General features: G+C 66.0%; 15 protein-coding genes and 1 tRNA gene. 8 read left to right on the top strand and 8 right to left on the bottom strand.

Features of this window, described 5'->3' with window-relative positions; translation table 11 throughout:
- The 4 genes from fdhE to fdnG all read right to left on the bottom strand — a co-directional run bounded on the left by fdhE (position 1) and on the right by fdnG (position 5,767).
- The gene (gene fdhE, locus EDC64_RS17795; RefSeq protein WP_132033845.1) at positions 1-918 is read right to left on the bottom strand and encodes a formate dehydrogenase accessory protein FdhE; all 918 of its coding nucleotides are present in this window, start codon (positions 916-918) and stop codon (positions 1-3) included.
- Positions 919-1,035: 117 nt separating this feature from the next.
- Positions 1,036-1,728, bottom strand: a complete 693-nt coding sequence (locus EDC64_RS17790) for a formate dehydrogenase subunit gamma (RefSeq protein WP_132033843.1) — start codon at positions 1,726-1,728, stop codon at positions 1,036-1,038.
- On the bottom strand, positions 1,725-2,666 hold the full coding sequence (fdxH, locus tag EDC64_RS17785) for a formate dehydrogenase subunit beta (protein ID WP_132033841.1): 942 nt from the start codon (positions 2,664-2,666) through the stop codon (positions 1,725-1,727). The genes EDC64_RS17790 and fdxH overlap by 4 nt, the downstream gene beginning before the upstream one ends.
- A gap of 14 nt (positions 2,667-2,680) precedes the next feature.
- On the bottom strand, positions 2,681-5,767 hold the full coding sequence (gene fdnG, locus EDC64_RS17780) for a formate dehydrogenase-N subunit alpha (protein WP_165933810.1): 3,087 nt from the start codon (positions 5,765-5,767) through the stop codon (positions 2,681-2,683).
- 417 nt (positions 5,768-6,184) lie between these two features.
- Between fdnG and EDC64_RS17770 the strand changes: the two genes are divergently transcribed.
- The 3 genes from EDC64_RS17770 (at position 6,185) to selD (ending at position 9,107) form a co-directional block, all read left to right on the top strand.
- On the top strand, positions 6,185-6,784 hold the full coding sequence (locus tag EDC64_RS17770; protein ID WP_132033835.1) for a redoxin domain-containing protein: 600 nt from the start codon (positions 6,185-6,187) through the stop codon (positions 6,782-6,784).
- Positions 6,785-6,857: 73 nt separating this feature from the next.
- Positions 6,858-7,970, top strand: a complete 1,113-nt coding sequence (locus tag EDC64_RS17765) for a transglutaminase-like domain-containing protein (protein WP_132033833.1) — start codon at positions 6,858-6,860, stop codon at positions 7,968-7,970.
- A gap of 75 nt (positions 7,971-8,045) precedes the next feature.
- On the top strand, positions 8,046-9,107 hold the full coding sequence (gene selD / locus EDC64_RS17760; RefSeq protein WP_132033831.1) for a selenide, water dikinase SelD: 1,062 nt from the start codon (positions 8,046-8,048) through the stop codon (positions 9,105-9,107).
- A 516-nt stretch (positions 9,108-9,623) separates the two neighbouring features.
- Here selD and EDC64_RS17755 read toward each other — a convergent pair.
- Positions 9,624-11,114 (bottom strand): carboxypeptidase M32, encoded by a 1,491-nt coding sequence (locus tag EDC64_RS17755; protein WP_132033829.1) that lies wholly within the window; start codon positions 11,112-11,114, stop codon positions 9,624-9,626.
- A gap of 136 nt (positions 11,115-11,250) precedes the next feature.
- Positions 11,251-12,231 carry a sensor domain-containing diguanylate cyclase gene (locus EDC64_RS17750; protein WP_165933808.1) on the bottom strand — a complete coding sequence of 327 codons (981 nt, stop codon included), beginning with the start codon at positions 12,229-12,231 and terminating at the stop codon, positions 11,251-11,253.
- Between the two features lie 209 nt (positions 12,232-12,440).
- On the opposite strand from EDC64_RS17750, the gene edd reads away from it, so the two are divergent.
- The 4 genes from edd to EDC64_RS17730 all read left to right on the top strand — a co-directional run bounded on the left by edd (position 12,441) and on the right by EDC64_RS17730 (position 17,213).
- Entirely contained in the window at positions 12,441-14,282 is a 1,842-nt protein-coding gene (edd, locus tag EDC64_RS17745) for a phosphogluconate dehydratase (RefSeq protein WP_132033825.1), read from the top strand.
- Positions 14,283-14,346: 64 nt separating this feature from the next.
- Positions 14,347-15,348 carry an MBL fold metallo-hydrolase gene (locus tag EDC64_RS17740; protein ID WP_132033823.1) on the top strand — a complete coding sequence of 334 codons (1,002 nt, stop codon included), beginning with the start codon at positions 14,347-14,349 and terminating at the stop codon, positions 15,346-15,348.
- A 174-nt stretch (positions 15,349-15,522) separates the two neighbouring features.
- Positions 15,523-16,449: a sulfite exporter TauE/SafE family protein gene (locus tag EDC64_RS17735; RefSeq protein ID WP_132033821.1), complete on the top strand. Its 927-nt coding sequence runs from the start codon at positions 15,523-15,525 to the stop codon at positions 16,447-16,449.
- On the top strand, positions 16,446-17,213 hold the full coding sequence (locus tag EDC64_RS17730; protein WP_132033819.1) for a TIGR02186 family protein: 768 nt from the start codon (positions 16,446-16,448) through the stop codon (positions 17,211-17,213). The genes EDC64_RS17735 and EDC64_RS17730 overlap by 4 nt, the downstream gene beginning before the upstream one ends.
- Positions 17,214-17,235: 22 nt before the next feature.
- Here EDC64_RS17730 and EDC64_RS17725 read toward each other — a convergent pair.
- Positions 17,236-17,311, bottom strand: a tRNA-Ile gene (locus EDC64_RS17725).
- Between the two features lie 148 nt (positions 17,312-17,459).
- Between EDC64_RS17725 and EDC64_RS17720 the strand changes: the two genes are divergently transcribed.
- A complete protein-coding gene (locus EDC64_RS17720) occupies positions 17,460-18,182 on the top strand; it encodes an SIMPL domain-containing protein (RefSeq protein WP_245504766.1) in 723 nt (240 codons plus the stop codon).
- On the opposite strand, the gene mazG is transcribed toward EDC64_RS17720, so the two are convergent.
- Positions 18,161-19,042: a nucleoside triphosphate pyrophosphohydrolase gene (mazG, locus tag EDC64_RS17715; protein ID WP_132033817.1), complete on the bottom strand. Its 882-nt coding sequence runs from the start codon at positions 19,040-19,042 to the stop codon at positions 18,161-18,163. The genes EDC64_RS17720 and mazG overlap by 22 nt on opposite strands.
- Positions 19,043-19,069: the final 27 nt, after the last annotated feature.

The following is a 19,069-nucleotide window of genomic DNA, read 5'->3' as shown; positions in this document are numbered from 1 at the left end:
CTAATAGCCCAGCAGGAAGGGATTGAACGCCGCGCGCCGATAGGGACCGCCCCGCATCAGAAGATCGAGGCCGAGCGAGGCCACGTCATCCGCCAGCGGGTCGATCCCGCTGTCTTTGCCCTCGTAGAAGACCTTCACGTAAGAGTGGCACTCGTCGCAGGTTTCAGCCTTCACCGCACCGGTTCCGCTTTCGACCTCCTGAAGGCCGATCCCCTTGGTCGAGCCGCACACCACGCAGCGCACCCGCACATGGTTCCAGAGCGTGCCGCAGAGGGCGCAGGCGCAATAGCGCGCGCCGGGCGCTTGCGGCCAATCGACGACGAGGCTCGCGAGCGGCGGACCGCCGCAGCAGGGGCACACTCCGTCCGCGAGCTTGGCGAGGCGGTCGGCCGGGAGACCCGCAGCAAGGCGGGTGAAATGCACCTGGAGGGCGCCGGCGAGGAACAGGTGCTCGGCAAGGCTTTCCACGGGCAAGGAATCTGTCAGCACGTTGCGCAGCATGGCGTCGCGCGCGACTGGGCCGGCCGCGATCACGCGATCGAGCGCGGCTTGTGCGGGGAGGGGCTTTTCCACCGCGCGGACGCCGTCGAGAAACCGCTCCAGCGTCGCGTCGAAGGCCGCATCAAGGGTGAAGCGGCCCCGGTCGAGCGGCGGCATGGCGAACTCGGCGGCGCGGGCGATCGTCTCCGCGTCGGGACCTTCCGGGGCGGGGAGATCCCGCTGGATGTCGTGCTGCACCTCAGCGAGCGCCGAGAGGAAGACGAGATACGGCTTCATCTCGCTCGCCGCTGCGAGCTGGGCGAGGCGGCGCGACCGGGTCGCGAACAAAGCGAGAGGATCGGGAAGCTTGGCATAAGCGGGCTGCGCTATGCCGCCGATCATGCTGGGATCGGGCTGAAGTCCGGAAATGCTCGACATCATGTCCTCACGAACCCCACGGGCCACGTGGTGCACAGGGTTGGCTGCCGTTGGGAAGCGGCAAGCCGAAGATTTTCCCCGAATGGGGAGAAGGCGAGGCGCAGCGCCTCGCCCCGCTCATTCTGCCGGCGTTCGGGTGGTCCGACGGCCGACCAGTTCACGCAGCCATTTGCGGTGGTGGCGCCATGCCCAGCCGCCGGTGACCTTGCCCTTGGTCATCGCACCGATCGTACCGCGCACCCAGATCGCGGCATAAACATGGATGATCCAGACGCAGATGATCGCCACCGCGGCCAAGGCATGGATCAGGATCGCGACGCGCTTCTGCTCGATCGTCGTGAAGGGATAGAAATACTGGTCCCACACGACGATGCCGCTCGAGATCAGCACGACGATCAGGAACGACATGCCCCAGAAGACGAATTTCTGGCCGGCATTGTACTTTCCGAGTTCGGGCAGCCGTTCCTCGTGCCCCGCCAGCACGTCGCGGATACGACGCAGCCAGGTGCCATCCTCGCTCTTCCAGAGATTGGCCTTCCAGAAGCGGATGAACAATCCGGCGAAGGAGAAGAACAGCACGACGCCGATCCAGGGGTGGATGGCGCGGGTGATCTGCCCGCCGCCGAACAGAGCGGTGAGGAAGTAGAGCTGCGGGCTGAACAAGGCCATGCCCGACAGCGCCAAAAGGATCAGGCTGACGGCCGTGATCCAGTGGTTGATGCGCGCGGCGAGCGTGTAGCGGTCGACGGTGACGGGGTGGCCGCGATGCACCCCGTCGCCTTTCTCGACGTCATAAGGTTTGCCGCTCATGTCCGGTCGCTCCCCGTCAGCTTCTCGGCATTCTCCTCATCCTCTTCGCTGACCCGGTTGGGACCGGCGACGAGGTGATGGAGCACGCCCGCGGCCGCGGCGATGCCGATGACCGCGAAGCCGACATATTTGGTGACACCCTTCCAGATCTCGACCACCGGGCTGATGGTGGGATCCTTCGGCAGGCCGGCATAGATTTGCGGCGTGTTGGCGTGCTGCAGCACGTACATGACGTGGGTGCCGCCGACGCCGGGGGGATCGTAAAGTCCGGCATTCTGGTAGCCGCGGGACTTCAGATCCTTGATCCGGCCGTCCGCCCAGTTCTTCATCTCGTCCTTGGTGCCGAAGACGATGGCCTGGGTGGGACATGCTTTGGCGCAGGCCGGCCACTGGCCGACCGCGATGCGGTCGGAGCAGAGGGTGCATTTGTAGGCCTTGTTGTCGACCTTCGAAATGCGCGGGATGTTGAACGGACAACCCTTGATGCAATAGCCGCAGCCGATGCAGTTCTCGTGGACGAAATCCACGATCCCGTTGGAATATTGCACGATCGCGCCGGGCGCCGGGCAGGCCTTCAGGCAGCCCGGATCCTCGCAATGCATGCAGCCATCCTTGCGGATCAGCCATTCCAGAGTGTCGGTTTCGGGATTCACCCATTCGGTGAACCGCATCAGCGTGAGGCTCGCCGGCGTGAGGTCCGGCGGGTTGGTATAGCTGCCGTTGAAGGTTCCGATCTCCTCGTGGAGATTGTTCCATTCCAGGCAGGCCGCCTGGCAGGCCTTGCAGCCGATGCACTTCGACACGTCGATGAGCTTGGCCACTTCGGTCTGCCGCGGGGAGGCCGGCGTGATGCTCGACGCCGACTTCCGGATCAGGTCCTTCTCGCCGAATTTGGCGGGGGTGGGCGCGATCGGGGGATTTGGGGCTGGGGGAAACATCTGTCCTACCTCCCTCAGGCCACCGGCCCGGTCGTGGGCTCAATATTGACGCAGAACGCCTTGTATTCAGGCGTCTCGATGTTGGCGTCGCCGACGAACGGCGTGAGCTGATTGGCGGGGAAGCCCTTGCGGGCGGCGCCGACAAAGCCCCAGTGGATCGGGATCCCGACAATGTGGACGGTTTTGCCGTCCACGAGCATCGGGCGGATCCGCTTGGTTACGTAGACCTTGGCGAACACCGATCCGCGCTTGGACCACACACGGGCCCAGCCGCCCTGCGCGATGCCCTTCTCCTTGGCCAGTTCCTCCGAGATCTCGACGAAGAATTCCGGCTGCAGGACCGAGTTCACATGGTTGTTCTTGGTCCAATAGTGGAAATGCTCGGTGAGACGGTACGAGGTCGCGGCATAGGGGAAGTCGGGCGAGGCGACCTCGGCGAACTGGGCGAAGTCGTCCTTGAAGACCCGGGCGACGGGATTGCCCCGCACTTTGGGCGCGATCACGTTCGCGACCGGGCTTTCGAACGGCTCGTAATGAACCGGGAAGGGGCCGTCGCGCATCATGCCCCGGGCGAACAGGCGGGATACGCCTTCCGGGTTCATGATGAACGGGCCAACATCCTGGGGCTTGGCGGTCGGTGCGATGTCGGGGACATCGTAGCCGGTCCAGCGGGCGCCGTCCCACCATAGGAGCTTGCGGGTCTCGTCCCACGGCTTGCCGTTGATGTCGGCAGAGGCGCGGTTGTAGATGATCCGCCGGTTCGCGGGCCAGGAGAACGCCCATTTGGCATAGGCGCCGGTCTCGCCCGGATCCGAATTGTCCCGGCGCGCCATCAGGTTTCCGGCCTCCGTATAGCAGCCGGAATAGATCCAGCAGCCGCAGGCGGTCGAGCCGTCGTCGCGCAGGGCGCCGAAGCCGGCGACCTGCTTGCCGGCCTCCAGCAGCTTCTTGGTCGGATCGTTCGGGTCCACGACGTCCGAGACGACGTAGCCGTTCATCTCCTTCGCCAATTCCTCGGGCGAGGGTTCGTGCGGGTCCTTGTAGTTCCACTGCAGATTGAGGAGGGCGTCGGGGAACGCACCGCCTTCCTTCCTGTAGAGCTCCTTCAGCCGAAGATGGATCTGCGCCATGATCCACACGTCGGTCTTCGCCTCGCCGGGAGGCGAGCCGGCGGGCCAGTGCCATTGCAGCCAGCGGCCGGAACTCACCAGCGCCCCCTCATCCTCCGCAAAGCAGGTGGTGGGGAGCTGGATGACTTCGGTCTGGATCTTGGCGGGTTCGGCCGGATTGTAGATGCCGTGATTTTCCCAGAATCGGGCCGTTTCCGTTTCCAGGGGGTCCATGATGACGAGCAGTTTCAGCTTGCCCAGCGCCTCGGCCAGCTTCGCCTTGTTGGGGAACGCCTGCAGCGGGTTGAACCCCTGGCAGATATAGGCGTTCATCTTGCCCTGCTTCATCAGCTCGAAAGCGCGAAGCACATCATAGGCCGGGACGTCGAGTTTCGGCAGATATTCGAAGGCGAAATTGTTTTCCGCCGTCGCCGCCGGTCCCCACATCATCTTCTGGAAACTGACGAAGAACTTTTTATAGTTCTGCCAGTAGCTCATCTGGTTCGGCCGCAGCGGTTTGAAGCCGCGGCTCGCCATATAAGTGGGGAAGTCGGGCTCTCGCTCGGTCGGGAGGGTGAGATATCCCGGGATCAGGTTCGACATGAGCCCGAGATCGGTCAATCCCTGAATGTTGGAATGACCCCGCAGCGCATTCATGCCGCCGCCCCGCACGCCGATATTGCCCAGGATGAGCTGGAGCATCGCCATGGTGCGGATGTTCTGCGAGCCTTTGGAATGCTGCGTCCAACCGAGCGCATACATCGAGGTCATCGTCTTGGTCGGCGACGCACATTCGCCGATCATCTCGCACACCTTCAGGAACTTGTCCTTGGGTGTGCCGGTGATGCGCGAGACCATGTCCGGCGTGTAGAGGGCGACGTGCGCCTTCAGGAGGTTCCACACGCAGCGGGGATTCTGGAGCGTCTCGTCGACCATGGCATAGCCGTCGGGGCCGATCTGATAGTCCCAGGTCGTGCGGTTATAGTCCCGCTTGCTCTCGTCATAGCCGGTGAACAAGCCGTCCTGATAGCCGAAGCCGTCCTTCACGAGGTAGGCGGCGTTGGTGAAGGCCTTCACATATTCCCACTGCACCTTGTCGTTTTGGATGCAGTAATTGATCACGCCGTTGAGGAAGGCGATGTCGGAGCCCTGGCGGATCGGCGCGTAATAGTCCGCGACCGCCGCCGACCGCGTGTAGCGCGGATCGACCACGACGAGCTTCGCTCCACGGGTGGCTTTTGCCTCCGTGACCCATTTGAAACCGCACGGATGTGCTTCGGCGGCATTGCCGCCCATGATGACCACAAGGTCCGTGTTCTTGATGTCAGTCCACGAATTGGTCATCGCGCCACGGCCAAAAGTCGGGCCCAAACTGGACACCGTGGGGCCGTGTCAAACCCGCGCTTGGTTGTCGAACACCAGCATGCCGGCGCTGCGTACGACCTTGTACGTGCACCAGGCGGCTTCGTTGGTGGTCGCCGAGGCGGCAAGGAAGCCCGTGGTCACCCACCGGTTTACCGTCACGCCGTCATTGTTCTTGGCGATGAAATTCTTGTCGCGATCGTCCTTGAGGACCCGCGCAACCCGATCGAGCGCCACATCCCAGCTGACCCGCTCGAACTTGTCCGAGCCGGCCTTGCGCATCATTGGATATTGAAGGCGCGTCTTCGAATGGACGATGTCCAGAAGGGCTGCGCCCTTGGGGCAGAGCGTCCCGCGATTGGTCGGATGGTCGACATCGCCCTCGATATGGGTGATTTCGGCCTTCTCGCCCTTCTTGAGATCGCCTTTGGAGAAGATGAGGATGCCGCAAGCCACCGAGCAATAGGTGCAGGTGTTTCGGACTTCGGTCGTGTTCGTCAGCCTGAAGGGGCGGATCGCGTCTGCCAGTGCTTCCTCGACGCCGCCGAACCCGAAAGCTCCAAGCGACGTCCCCGCGATCCCCGCACCCGCCGTTCTGAGGAACTGGCGCCGCGAGAGCTCCATGTTCATCGAAGGATGCCTCTTAACTGCCCCCGACGGGGGACCGTGACAGGTGCGCTACGCACTCCTGTGCCGGGATTCCGGCAAGCACTGACGCTATTTTGGAATTTGAATCATGTCAAACGGTGTCACTACAACCGTCCGTGACTTTTTCTTTGAAAATTGGGGTTTTGCGCCTGCCACTTCTGCGCGACGGTTGCCGGATTTTGAAGCCTGAAGATAGCTTCAAAAAATGCTGCATGTGCGAAGTGTATTCGAGAGGCGCGTGAGGAGAGCTTTGCAGTGCGAATTGTGTCGAGGCCAGATTGACGGCGCGGCACAGGAGCGCAATATTCACGCGTGATCCTAAAATCGGCTCCCGAGGTTCGGGGCGCAGACGAAGTGCCAGAGACGACGCTTGCCGCCGAGAACGGGAATGAACCCCCGATGGTGAGCCTGCGCGGAGCCTCTTGCAGCCGCACTTGCAATTCGCGCTGGGGCGCTTCGTCGGCGCTCGCCTGCGCTTTTGCCATTGCCTTGGTGAACGGTCCTGCTGCCGCAGCCGGAAGCCTCATGCCCTACCGAGGCGCGCCCTTGCCGCCGCTCCTGTTGGAGAGGCTGGCGCCAAGAGCCTCGGATCCCCCGGTACAAATGGGTCTTCCCGAAGCGACCGAGGGCGTGACAGTTGTGCATTTTTTCGCCACCTGGTGCGAACCCTGCCGTGATGAGCTTCCCAGCTTGTCGACCCTCGCACGGCAGAGGTCCGGCCTGACGGTTTCGGTGGTTCTCGTCGCCGTCGCCGAGGTCGATACGCGCGTGCGGCCATTCTTCGAAACCATCATGCCTCCCGGTCCGATCCTGATGGATCGGGATCGGGCAGCCGCGCGCGCTTGGGGGGTGAGCGCGCTGCCATCGAGTTTCGTCTTCGTGGGGGATGCGCCGCGTCTGTTCGCGGAAGGGGAGGTCGTGTGGGGGGACCCGGCGGTCGGGGCGTCGCTTCTGGCTCTGACCGAGCCGGCAGCGCGCCCCGACCGCTTGCGGAAATGAGGCTCGGGATCCGGCCGGCGATCATCGCCCGCCGGTACGCGGGATGGCAGACATACGGCAAGGAGTGCATCAGATGAGCACGAGACGTGACATCCTCAAAGTGGGCATGCTTGCGACTGCGGCCGCGGTGATGCCGCGCGCCGCGTTTGCCCAGAGCCCGGCGCCGGCGGTCTTCGCTCCGACGACCGGAAAATGGCGCAGCTACCAGATCGTGACCACGGTCGAGATTTTGAAGCCGCAAGGCCGCGTCCAGGCTTGGCTGCCGGTCGCCGCCTTCAGCAATCCGGACTGGTTCAAGGCGGGCGGCAACAGTTGGACGACCAATGCCGCCAAGGCGCAGATCGTGCGCGATCCGCGCTCCGGCGCCGACATGCTTCATCTCGTCTGGAACGAAGGCGAGACGGCGCCGAAGGTGGAACTCACCAGCCAGGCGATCAGCCGCGACTACAAGGTGGACCTCGCCAAGCCCGGAAAGCCGGTGCCGCTGAACGCCGAAGAGCGGAGCGTCAACCTCGCGGCGACCGATCTGATCCCCATCGATGGCATCGTGAAGCAGACCTCCGATACCATTGCCGCCGGCAAGACCGGGGACCTGGAAAAGGTTCGCGCAATCTATGAATGGGTGGTCGAGAACACCTATCGCAACGCCGCGACGCGCGGCTGCGGCATCGGCGACATCGCCGCTTTGTTGCAGAGCGGCAATCTCGGCGGCAAATGCGCCGACCTCAACGCGCTGTTCGTCGGTCTTGTGCGGGCACAGGGCATTCCCGCCCGCGATCTCTATGGACTGCGCGTGGTGCCCTCGCAATTCGGCTATAAGAGCCTGGGCGCCAGCAGCGACATCGTCACCAAGGCGCAGCATTGCCGGGCCGAGGTCTTCCTCTCGGATTTCGGCTGGGTTCCCATGGACCCCGCAGACGTCCGCAAGGTGGTTCTCGAGGAGCCGCCCGGAAAGCTGGCGATCGACGATCCGAAGGTGGTCGCGGCCCGAAAGGCGCTCTTCGGCGGTTGGGAGGGCAATTGGTTCGCCTATAATACGGCTCACGATGTGGCGCTCCCGGGATATGACGGGCCGAAGCTCGGCTTTCTCATGTATCCGCAGGCGGTATCGGCCGGCGGGCTGCTCGATTGCCTCGATCCGGACGGATTCCGCTATAGCATCCGGGCCGCCGAGATCGCGGTCTGAGCCTGAATTTCGCGTCCCGCCGGCGCGCGGTTTCCTGATCCACCCGTGCGCCCGTGCCTGATTGAGGAAGTTTGCATGACTGAACCGGCATTCCGCCTCACCAGTCTCGCGCATGGCGGGGGGTGTGGCTGCAAGCTTGCCCCCGCGGTGCTTCAGGACCTGCTTGCCGGGGCTCCCGCAGCGGCGGCGTTCGAGCGGCTGCTCGTCGGGACCGAAACCGGCGACGACGCGGCCGTTTGGGAGTTGGAGGACGGCACCTGCCTGGTGGCCACCACGGACTTCTTCATGCCCGTGGTGGACGATCCCGATCATTTCGGCCGCATCGCCGCCACCAATGCGATCTCCGACATCTATGCCATGGGCGGCACGCCCGTCCTCGCGCTCGCCATTCTGGGCATGCCGATCGGCAAGCTCGACGCCTCGGTGGTGCGGGCGATCTTGGGGGGTGGGCGCGCGGTGTGCGCGGCAGCGGGCATTCCCGTTGCCGGCGGGCATTCGATCGACAGTATGGAGCCGATCTACGGCCTCGCGGTGATCGGAACCGTCAAGAAGGATGCCATCCGCCGCAATTCGGACGCCCGGCCCGGGGACGTCCTGATCCTTACCAAGGCGCTCGGCGTCGGCATCTATTCCGCGGCGTTCAAGAAGGAGGCGCTTTCGCAAGACGCATATGACGAGATGATCGCCTCCACGACCTTGCTCAACAAGGTGGGCGCGGGGCTTGCGCAGGAGCCGGACGTCCATGCCATGACCGATGTGACCGGCTTCGGCCTGCTCGGCCATGCGCTGGAAATGGCGCGCGGCTCGCGCCTCTCGGTCACCATCGAGGCCCCGCGCGTGCCTCTTCTGTCTCATGCCGAGGCGCTGGTGCGGCAGGGTTTTGCGACCGGAGCGTCGCTCCGCAATTGGGACAGCTACGGTGCGGACATCCGCTTGCCGCGGGACTCGGAAATCTGGCGACGTCATCTCTGGACCGACCCGCAGACCTCCGGGGGCCTTCTGGTCTCCTGCGCGCCGGAAGCCGCCGACCGGTTGCTCGCCGATATCGTTGCTGCAGGTTATCCCAGCGCGCGCCGCATCGGCCATGTCGGCGCAGGCGCCTCGGTCGTCACGGTCGAAGACTCACACGTCGCTTGAGCCTGGCGGGAACGCGGACCGGGTATGGCGCGTTTCTCTGCGTCGGATCCGACGAGGTCGCACGACCTGGTCGGTGAATCCGCTCCCGGAGCCCGCACGCGCAATGCAGAATGCATCGTTCGGACGGATTTCCGTAGGGGAACTGCGCCGAGGAAACAAGCATGCCCAACATGATGCCGCGCCGGGGGGCTCCGATCGGAGCCGTCACGCTCTGCCTTCTTCTCTCCGGTCTCGGGGGCGGGCCCGCCGCCGCGCAGCAAATCGGGCCTGCGGGTTCGGGGTGCACAACGACGCCGCCGAAGGCCGCGCCGACTCCTTTGGCACAGGGTCCCGCGTCCGGCACGGAGCCGGGCGCCGCCGGCTCAACCGCTTGGAGCGGGGGGACGGGCGGATCCTATATCGGCACGACGCCGGGAAGCGCCACTCCGGCCTCGCCGAATTCCCAGCCTCCGACGGTTCAGGGCGTGTCGCCCTCGGTGGTCGGTCCGACGACCGGCGCCGGTTGCTGACGAATCCTCAGCCCTCGGCGTAACGCCGGCGCAGATGACTGATGAAGACGGAGGCGTCGAGCGGCCGGCCGGTTGCGCGGGTCAGCAATTCGTCGGTCTCGTATAGCGATCCCTGGCCGTGAATGTTCGCGCGAAGCCAGCGGACAAGCGGACCGAAATCGCCGCGGGCGATGCCGGGCAGCACGTCCGCGTCGGCCCGCTTCGCCGCGTCGAACACCTGTGCGGCGGTCATCGCGCCGAGTGTGTAGGTCGGGAAATAGCCCCAGCCGCCACTCGGCCAGTGGATGTCCTGAAGGCACCCGAGGCGATCGTTCGGCGGGGTGATGCCCAGAAGTTCCCGCATCATCGCGTTCCAGGCCGAGGGCATTTCGGAAAGCGGCATCTCGTCGCCGATCAGCGCCTTTTCCAGGCGGTAGCGCAGGATGATATGGGCAGGATAGGTGACTTCGTCCGCCTCGACGCGGATGAAGCCGCGCTCGACCTTCGTGTAGTGCCGCAGGAGCGCGTCAGCTTCCCAGGCCGGTCCAGACCGTCCGAAGGCCTCGCGCATCTGCGGCGCGGCGAAGGTGAGGAATTCCCGGCTTCGGCAGGCCTGCATCTCCATCAGCAGCGATTGGCTTTCGTGCACGCTCATGCTGCGGGCTTGGCCCACCGGCTGGTGCAGAAAAGTCTGGGGCCGGCCCTGTTCGTAGAGCGCATGGCCGGTCTCGTGCATGACGCCCATGAGCGCGCGCGCGAAGTCTTCCTGATCGTAGCGCGTCGTGATGCGCACATCGTTGTCGGCGCCGCCGCAGAATGGATGGGCCGACACGTCGAGCCGGCCGCGATCGAAGTCGAAGCCCAGCACCGCCATCATCGATAGGCCGAGGGCCCGCTGGGCTTCGACCGGGAACGGACCGTCCGGCGCGACGACCGGACCGCGCCCTGCCTGGATCGCGATCACCTCGTCGGTGAAGCCGGGCAGGAAATCGGCCAATTCGGCGAACAGCGCATCGATCCGTGCCGAACGCCCGCCGGGCTCGTAATCATTGAGCAACGCGTCATATGGGGAGAGGCCGAGTTTCTCGCCCTTCGCCGTGCCGATCTCGCGCTGCAGGCGCAGGACCTCGTGGAGATAGGGAAGGAGGGTTGCAAAGTCGGCATCGGCCCGCGCTTGCCGCCATGTCATCTCGCAGGCCGAAATGGCCTTGCTCGAGGCTTCCACGAGGTCCGCGGGCAAAGCGGTGTCGACCGTCCAGATGCGACGGATCTCGCGGACATTGGCCTGTTCCCAGGCGCCCAGGGCCGTGTCCGAGCCAGCGGCCTCCAGCCAATCGCCGATGCGCGGGTCCGTGACCAGACCGTGATGCGCGACGCGCAGATACGCGAGGCTTTCCGCCCGGGTGCCGACGGCTCCCTTGGGCATCATGGTGTCGCTGTCCCATTGCAAGATGCCGATGGCGTTCGACAGGGCCGACGCCCGCTCGAAATGGTTCGCGAGTTCCGAATAGGCCGACATGGTCTCTCCCGCCGGCGCCGCTTGATCCTGCGCCGCTGCGGGATCCTTAGGAGGCGCGGGGGGCGAAAACAAGCTGCACTGCGGGAGGCGCAGCGCAGCAAGACCGGCCGCCGGCTGCGGTCAGGATCGCCGGAAGTCAGGTCACCGCGACGATACGATTGCGGCCTTCGCTTTTGGCGCGGTAGAGCCCGCGGTCGACGATGTCGAGGAGTTGCGGCAGCGTCGCAGCGGGCGTTCCGTCGTCGTTCGCGGCCTGCGCGACCGCCCCGCTCATCGTGAGGGTGAAGGTGCCGCGATCGGCCACGAAAGCCCGGCCGGCGATCTCGCGGCGGAACCGGTCCATCGCGTCCGCCGCAGCGTTCCGCCCCGCGCCAATCAACACCGCGGCGAACTCCTCGCCGCCGATGCGGAACAGCCAGTCTTCCGTCCGCATGACTTTCCGGAAGATGTCGGCGAAGGCGAACAGCGCGCCGTCTCCGGCTTCGTGCCCGAAGCGGTCATTGACCAGCTTGAAATGGTCGATATCGACGATGGCAACCGAGAAGGGGCGGCCGACCCGGCGCGCCCGATTGAATTCGTTGGTTGCGACCATATCCAGCATGCGCCGGTTCCAGGCGCCGGTCAGCGCGTCCGTCGACGCGACACGGCGAAGTTCCAATTCGTGCGCCGTAATGGCCGCGAGGTCCCGGAGAATCTCGAGTTGCTTGGCCGTGAGCGTGCGCGGGATCCGGTCGAGAACACAGACGGTGCCGACCCGTACCCCCTCGGAGGACCGCAGCGGCACGCCGGCATAAAAGCGGATCGCCTCTTCCCCCACCACGAAGGGATTGTCCGCGAACCGCGCATCGCGCGTGGCGTCGGGGATAATAAGGGGATCGTTGCCTTCGACTGCATGGCCGCAGAAGGAATGCGCGATCGGCGTTTCCCGCATGTCGAGGCCGCAGACCGACTTGAACCATTGGCGATCCTCATCGACCAGGCTCACAAGCGCGATCGGCACGCCGATGGAGGCGGAGGCGAGGCGGGTGATCCGATCGAACGTCTCCTCGGGCGGCGTATCGAGAACGTTCATGGAATGCAGGACCTGGCTGCGCAGAAGAACATCCTTCCCCGGCATCCCCGTCATCGTCGACACCTCAACCTGCGTTGCGCGGAGATCGCGCAACCCTACGCTCCAGGCGCTTCGCGCAAGGATAGCGCAACCTTTGGTGACCGTCATTGTGCCGTTTGATTGAAATGAGACCAAGGTGCTTTCGATCGGTGGGCCGTATGCCCACATAGCAGTCCAGGCCCGCGCGGCGAGGGGCGCGCCGGATCGGAGGTCCCATGCACGTGAACGGCAGCTTGAATGCGAGACTTGGCGAGGTTACCGAACGCATCGTCAAACGGAGTCAGGAGAGCCGTGCGCGCTATCTCGCCCGGATCGACGCGGCCATCGAGAACACGCCGCCGCGTCAGCGCCTCGGTTGCGCCAATCAGGCCCATGGCTTTGCCGCCTGCGGGCCGACGGACAAGGCGCGCCTGCGCGACCAGCCGACTCCGAACCTCGCGGTCGTCACGGCCTATAACGACATGTTGTCGGCGCATCAGCCTTATGAGCGATTTCCCGATCTGATCCGCACGGCGGCCCGCGAGGCCGGCGGTACGGCGCAAGTCGCCGGCGGCGTGCCGGCGATGTGCGACGGCGTCACCCAGGGCGAAGCGGGGATGGAACTCTCGCTGTTTTCGCGGGATGTCATCGCGCTCTCCACCGCCGTCGCCCTCTCGCATCAGACGTTCGACGCGGCGGTGTTCCTCGGCATCTGCGACAAGATCGTCCCGGGCCTCGTCATCGGCGCGCTCTCGTTCGGACACCTCCCGGCGGTGTTCGTGCCCGGAGGGCCGATGACGTCGGGCCTGCCGAACGACGAGAAATCCCGGATCCGCCAGTTGTACGCCGAGGGCAAGGTGGACCGGGCGACGCTTCTCGAGTCCGAGTCCCAATCCTATCACGGGCCTGGAACCTGCACCTTTTATGGCACCGCCAACACCAATCAGATGATGATGGAGATTATGGGTCTCCATTTGCCCGGTGCCGCCTTCGTCAATCCCAACACGCCGCTGCGCGATGCCCTGACCCGCGCGGCGACGAAGCGCGCCCTTGCGATCACCGCGCTCGGCAATGATTACACACCCGTTGGCCGGGTCCTGGACGAAAAGGCCTTCGCCAACGCCGTGGTCGGCCTCCATGCGACCGGGGGGTCGACCAATCACACTCTGCATCTCGTCGCCATGGCGGCGGCAGGGGGCATCCGACTCACCTGGGACGACTTTTCGGACCTTGCCGAAGTCGTGCCGCTGCTCGCGCGGGTCTACCCCAACGGCAAGGCCGACGTGAACCATTTCCAGGCCGCGGGGGGGATGGGGTTCGTGATCCGCGAACTGCTCGGGGCCGGACTGCTGCATCGCGACGTGCGGACGGTGTGGGGCTCCGGGCTCGACGGCTATATCGTCGAGCCCGGCCTCGACGCCGCAGGCGACCTCGTCTGGCGCGAGACGGCGGCCCAGACCGGGGACGATGCGATCCTGCGGGGTGCGGCGACACCGTTCCAGCCGACCGGCGGGTTGAAGGTGATGCACGGCAATCTCGGACGCGCCGTGGTCAAAACCTCGGCGGTCGCGCCGGAGCGGCACGTCATCGAGGCACCGGCGAAGGTCTTCCATTCGCAGGAGGCGTTTCAGGAGGCGTTCAAGGCCAAGGCCCTGGGCGGCGATTTCATCGCCGTGATCCGGTTTCAGGGCCCCGCCGCCAACGGCATGCCCGAGCTGCATAAGCTGATGCCGCCGCTCGGCGTGCTCCAGGATCGCGGGCAGAGGGTCGCGCTGGTTACGGACGGGCGCATGTCGGGGGCGTCGGGAAAGGTGCTTTCGGCCATTCACGTGACCCCCGAAGCCGCGCGCGGCGGGGCGATCGCCAAAATCCTGGATGGCGATCTGTTGCGCGTCGATGCCGTCACCGGCGTGCTCGACGTGCTCGTCGATTCCGATGAATTTGCCGCACGGCGCCCGGCCGAGGCCGACTTGGCCTCGTCCCGTCCCGGCGTCGGGCGCGAATTGTTCGCGCCGTTCCGCGCCGCGGTCGGCGCGGCGGACAGCGGCGGCACGGTGTTCGCGGAAGCCTTTGCCTGACGGTGGCGCGACGCGGCATTGCGGTCTATGAGGAAAGCCGCGTGAGACCGTAAGGAAGACTTATATGACGGCGGTGGAACAGCGGGCCGCGCGGCCCGTCGAAATCGTGCCCGGACTTTTGCGGGTGCGTGTGCCGCTGCCGTTTCCCCCTTCCGAGGTGAATGCTTGGTTGCTGTCGGACGTCGGTGGCTGGACGCTGATCGATTCCGGTGTCGACGATGCGCCGACGCGGGCGCTGTTCTCGGACGTCCTGGCGGATCCCATCCTGAAGGGGGAGGGGATCACGCGCCTCCTCGTCACGCATTTTCATCCCGACCATATCGGTCTTGCCGGCTGGCTGCACGCCCGCACCGGCGCGCCCATTCAGATGAGCCGCATCGAATGGCTCCAGGCCCGGCTGATTCTCTCCGAGCCGCAGGAGGTGCCGCTCGCCGCCTTTCTCACGCAGTATCGCCGATGCGGTGCACCGACGGATTTTCTGACCCAGCTCGAACGCCGAGGCCTGTTCTACCGGCGCTGGGTCGGGCCTTTGCCGTATGACCACCGCACGATCCGCGAAGGTGATGCGCTCGATTTGGCCGGAACAATGTGGCGCGTCATCACGGGTGAGGGGCACGCGCCCGAAATGGTCTGCCTGTTCAGTGCCGAGCGGCGGATCCTGATCGCCGCGGATCAGATCCTCGGTCGCATCACGCCCCATATCGGCCTGCATCCCGCCGATCCGACGGCCGATCCCCTCGGGGCCTATCTCGCCTGCCTGAGCAAGTTCGAGGGGCTGCCGCAGGACACCCTCGTCCTGCCGTCCCACGGCGACCCGTTCCAGGGGCTGGACGCGCGCATCGCGGGGCTCCGCGCACACCACGAGGAGCGCCTGCGCCGGCTGATCGATTTCTGCGATGTGCCGCGCACCGTGATGGAGACGACCAGTGTCCTATTCCGCGCTCTTGCTCCGGAGCAGATCGGTTTCGGACTCGGCGAGGCCCTCGCACATCTGCGCCATCTGGTGGTGCGCGGCGCGATGGAGGATGTCGGCGATCCAGAGCTTTCGCGCTTCGTGCGCCGGTGAAAGGTGGTCGGCTGCCCGGTGCGCGCCTCGTCCGCGCGGTTCGCGGAGCGGAAGGCGCGCGCTCGCGCCGCAGGCCGGGCGTACCACTCACGCCAATCAAAGCAGACAGCTTTCCGCGAAGCCTGATATAGGACGGCGTCAAGCCATGGCCGGCAATGTGGAGCGGCCCCGAGCGTGACCATCTATCTTCCGATCGCCGAACTCCCCGTCGCGATCTTCACGATTTTCGCCATGGGCCTCGCCGTCGGCTTCATCTCCGGCATGTTCGGCGTGGGCGGCGGATTTCTCATGACGCCGCTGCTCATCTTCACGGGCGTGCCCGCGGCAGTCGCGGTCGCGAGCGTGTCTGCTCATATGGCGGCCTCCTCCTTCTCCGGCGCGCTGTCCTATTTGCGTAAAGGTCTGATCGACCTTCCCCTGTCCGGCATCCTCCTCGCGGGAGGGCTGGCGGGGACCGGGCTCGGGGTGGCGACATTCACCGTGCTGCGGGCCTATGGTCAGGTCGACCTCACGATCGGCCTCTCATATGTGATCCTGCTCTCCGGCGTCGGCCTGCTGATGTTCGTCGAGAGCGTCGGGGCGATCCGCCGGGCGCGCAGCGGACGCAAGGCCGAGGTGCGGCGGCCCGGCACCCATGGCTGGTTTCTGCGCCTGCCGTTCAAGATGCGGTTCCGGCGCTCGCGCATCTATGTCTCGGTGATCCCCGTTGCGGTGCTGGGGCTCGGGATCGGCTTTCTCGGCGCGCTGCTCGGCGTCGGCGGCGGCTTTCTCCTGGTGCCGGCTTTGATCTATCTGCTGCGCGTGCCGACCCAGATGTCGATCGGCACGTCGCTGGTCCTGACCCTCGTCACCATGACCGCCGCCACCGTGCTCCACGCCGTCGCCAACGGTACGGTGGATGCGATCCTTGCTTTGATTCTGATGATCGGTGGAACGATGGGCGCGCAGTTCGGCGCCCGGGCCGGCCAAAGGCTGAAGGCCGAGTATCTGCGCTTGCTTCTGGCGATGCTGGTGCTCGCGGTCGGCCTGCGGGTCGGCTACGATCTGGTGCGGCCGCCCGCCGACCCGTTCGTGGTGCGCACGGAGGAGGGGCGGAGATGAGGCGCCGGCTGCTCGCGATCTTGCTGTTCGGCCTCGCAGCGCTGGCGGGTCCGGCGCGCGGCGAGCGGCTGGTCCTTTCTGTGTCCCAGCCGGAGGTGCTCATCACCTCCAATTTCACGGGCGCGGATCTCGTCTTGTTCGGCGTCGTCGAAGGCGATGGCCGCCCGAAGCCGCGCTACGATTTCGCCGTCACGGTTCGGGGGCCGGCGGAGACCTTCGTCACGTGGCGCAAGTCCCGCGTGCTTGGCTTGTACATCAATACGGACAGCCGGACCTTCGTGGATTCGCCGGCGGTGCTCGCCGTCGCCACCAACCGTCCCGCGGCCGAGATCGCCCCGCCGGAGGTGCTGCGACGCGAGCAGGTGGGGCTCTGGCGCAACATTTTCGTCCAACGGGTCGGGCCGGATTTCGCCGATGTCGTTCCCGACGATCCGTTCCGCCTCGCCTTTCTGCGCATCAAGACCGCCGAAGGCCTTTACGCAGAGGATCCGTTCGGGGTGAATCTGTTGTCGCCCTTCGTCTTCCGCACGACGTTCCGCATTCCCGCGAGCGCGCCGGTCGGCAGCTACGAGGTCTCGGTCAAGCTGTTCGAGAGCGGTCTTCCCGTCGCCAGCGCCGTCACGTCGGTGATGGTGCGCAAGGACGGCTATGGGCAGGAGCTTGCGGCCTTCGCCGAGGACCGCCCCTGGCTCTACGGCTTCGGCGTCGCGTTCGGCGCACTCTTCGTCGGCTTCGGCGCCAACCTTCTGTTCCGCAAGGATTGAAGCGGGCCAGCCGGGGGATAATTGGTGGGCCCGGCAGGACTCGAACCTGCAACCAGACCGTTATGAGCGGCCGGCTCTAACCATTGAGCTACAGGCCCCACCGTCGCGGCGGTGCGCGCGCCGCGACAAGGGGCTCTAGCAAGTCCGGCGCCCCGGAACAACCGGGAGCAAGATGGCGCCGCGGGCGCGCCCCACTGCCGCCGCGTTCGCACGGTGCTCTGGGGGCCTGTTTCTTCGGAGTGTTCCATGTTCGATCTTTCCTGCGCGCGCCGTCCGGGCCTGATGCTGATGGCCGCCTTGCTGTTCGTTCCGGTCGCGCCGGCCGCCGCGCAGGAGACCGCGCGCGCGACCCTCACCGTCGTCGGCGCGGGGGAGGCGCGCGCGGTGCCCGACATGGCCACCCTGTCGAGCGGCGTGGTCGCCAGCGCGAAAACGGCGGAGGAGGCGCTGGCGGGGAATTCCAAAGTGATGGCGGACCTCGTCGCAGCAGTCCGTGCCGCCGGGGTGGAGCAGCGGGACATTGCGACCTCGGCCTTTTCGATCCAGCCGCAATACAGCCAGCCGCCGCAAAATTCCCGGGAGGCGCCGCGCGTCGTCGGCTACGAGGTGCGCAACACCGTGACCGTCACGGTTCGCGATCTCGCCCTTCTCGGTGGGCTGGTGGACCGCATGGTCGCAGCCGGAGCGAACCAAGCGGGGGCGTTGCGCTACGGGGTCTCGGAGCCGGGCGCGCTGGAGGAAAAGGCGCGCCTGACGGCGCTGAACGATGCGATGGCGCAAGCGAAGGCTCTGGCGGCCGGCGCCGGCATGCGCCTGACGCGGCTGCGGCGCATCGCGCCGGCGGAGAGCGGCGGAGCCTCCCCGTCACCGATGCTGATGAAGGCGGAGGCGCGGGGCGTCCCCTTCGAGGCCGGAGAGACGGTGGTCGAAGCGCGCGTCAGCCTGGTCTATGAGATCGAACCGCTCTGATCGGGCGCCGGGTCAGGGGAGACGGCCGGGTCCGGGCTCCGCTCCAGCCCCTTCGCCTCGATCCAGAGCGCTTCCATCTCGGGAAGACCGGCCTCGGCCGGCGTCCGACCGGCAGCCGCGAGCCGGTCCTCGATATGGGCGAAGCGGCGGGAGAATTTCTGGTTCGTGCCCCGAAGGGCGCGCTCCGGATCGATGCCGGCATGGCGGGCGAGATTGACCACGGCGAAGAGAAGATCGCCGATCTCGTCTTCCACCGCGGCGGCGTCGCTGGTGGCCAGTGCGTCGTCGACCTCCCCGATCTCCTCGCGGATCTTGGCGAGGACCTGACGCGCGTCGCGCCAGTCGAACCCGACGCGCCCGGCTTTTTCCTGGAGTTTCAGGGCGCGCGTCAAAGCCGGCAGGCCGACCGGGACACCGTCGAGGAGGCGGACGCCGGTCTCCGCGGGGAGGCCGAGAGCCGCGCGTTGGGTCGCGCGCTCGGCCTTTTCCTGCGCCTTGATCTCTCCCCACAGTGCCTTGACGGCATCCGGCGAAAGGTCGCGCGCCGTGCCGAAGACGTGGGGATGGCGGCGGATCAGCTTGGCGGTGATCGCCGCCACCACGTCGCCGAAGTCGAAAAGTCCGCTTTCCTCGCCCATGCGGGCGTGGAACACGACCTGAAGCAGAAGGTCGCCCAATTCGTCGGTGAGATCGGCCATGTCGCCGCGCGCGATCGCATCGGCGACCTCATAGGCCTCCTCGATCGTGTAGGGGGCGATGGAAGCGAAATCCTGTTCCAGGTCCCAGGGGCAGCCGCGCTCCGGCGTCCGCAGCGCCGCCATGATCTCGATGAGGCGTGCAAGATCGCGGGAGGGCTGCATGGCGGGCTCCGGAGTGTGGGGTGCGGC

The sequence above is a fragment of the Aquabacter spiritensis genome (genome assembly GCF_004346185.1).
Taxonomy (GTDB): domain Bacteria; phylum Pseudomonadota; class Alphaproteobacteria; order Rhizobiales; family Xanthobacteraceae; genus Aquabacter; species Aquabacter spiritensis.
Note: the sequence above shows the minus strand (reverse complement) of the source record. Positions and strands in the feature narration are given on the sequence as shown.

What these genes read in the sequence shown, in the direction of transcription:
- fdhE (WP_132033845.1), bottom strand. Translation starts at nt 918, where the DNA reads ATGTCGAGCATTTCCGGACTTCAGCCCGATCCCAGCATGATCGGCGGC.
- EDC64_RS17790 (WP_132033843.1), bottom strand. Translation starts at nt 1,728, where the DNA reads ATGAGCGGCAAACCTTATGACGTCGAGAAAGGCGACGGGGTGCATCGC.
- fdxH (WP_132033841.1), bottom strand. Translation starts at nt 2,666, where the DNA reads ATGTTTCCCCCAGCCCCAAATCCCCCGATCGCGCCCACCCCCGCCAAA.
- EDC64_RS17770 (WP_132033835.1), top strand. Translation starts at nt 6,185, where the DNA reads ATGGTGAGCCTGCGCGGAGCCTCTTGCAGCCGCACTTGCAATTCGCGC.
- EDC64_RS17765 (WP_132033833.1), top strand. Translation starts at nt 6,858, where the DNA reads ATGAGCACGAGACGTGACATCCTCAAAGTGGGCATGCTTGCGACTGCG.
- selD (WP_132033831.1), top strand. Translation starts at nt 8,046, where the DNA reads ATGACTGAACCGGCATTCCGCCTCACCAGTCTCGCGCATGGCGGGGGG.
- EDC64_RS17755 (WP_132033829.1), bottom strand. Translation starts at nt 11,114, where the DNA reads ATGTCGGCCTATTCGGAACTCGCGAACCATTTCGAGCGGGCGTCGGCC.
- EDC64_RS17750 (WP_165933808.1), bottom strand. Translation starts at nt 12,231, where the DNA reads ATGCCGGGGAAGGATGTTCTTCTGCGCAGCCAGGTCCTGCATTCCATG.
- edd (WP_132033825.1), top strand. Translation starts at nt 12,441, where the DNA reads ATGCACGTGAACGGCAGCTTGAATGCGAGACTTGGCGAGGTTACCGAA.
- EDC64_RS17740 (WP_132033823.1), top strand. Translation starts at nt 14,347, where the DNA reads ATGACGGCGGTGGAACAGCGGGCCGCGCGGCCCGTCGAAATCGTGCCC.
- EDC64_RS17730 (WP_132033819.1), top strand. Translation starts at nt 16,446, where the DNA reads ATGAGGCGCCGGCTGCTCGCGATCTTGCTGTTCGGCCTCGCAGCGCTG.
- EDC64_RS17720 (WP_245504766.1), top strand. Translation starts at nt 17,460, where the DNA reads ATGTTCGATCTTTCCTGCGCGCGCCGTCCGGGCCTGATGCTGATGGCC.
- mazG (WP_132033817.1), bottom strand. Translation starts at nt 19,042, where the DNA reads ATGCAGCCCTCCCGCGATCTTGCACGCCTCATCGAGATCATGGCGGCG.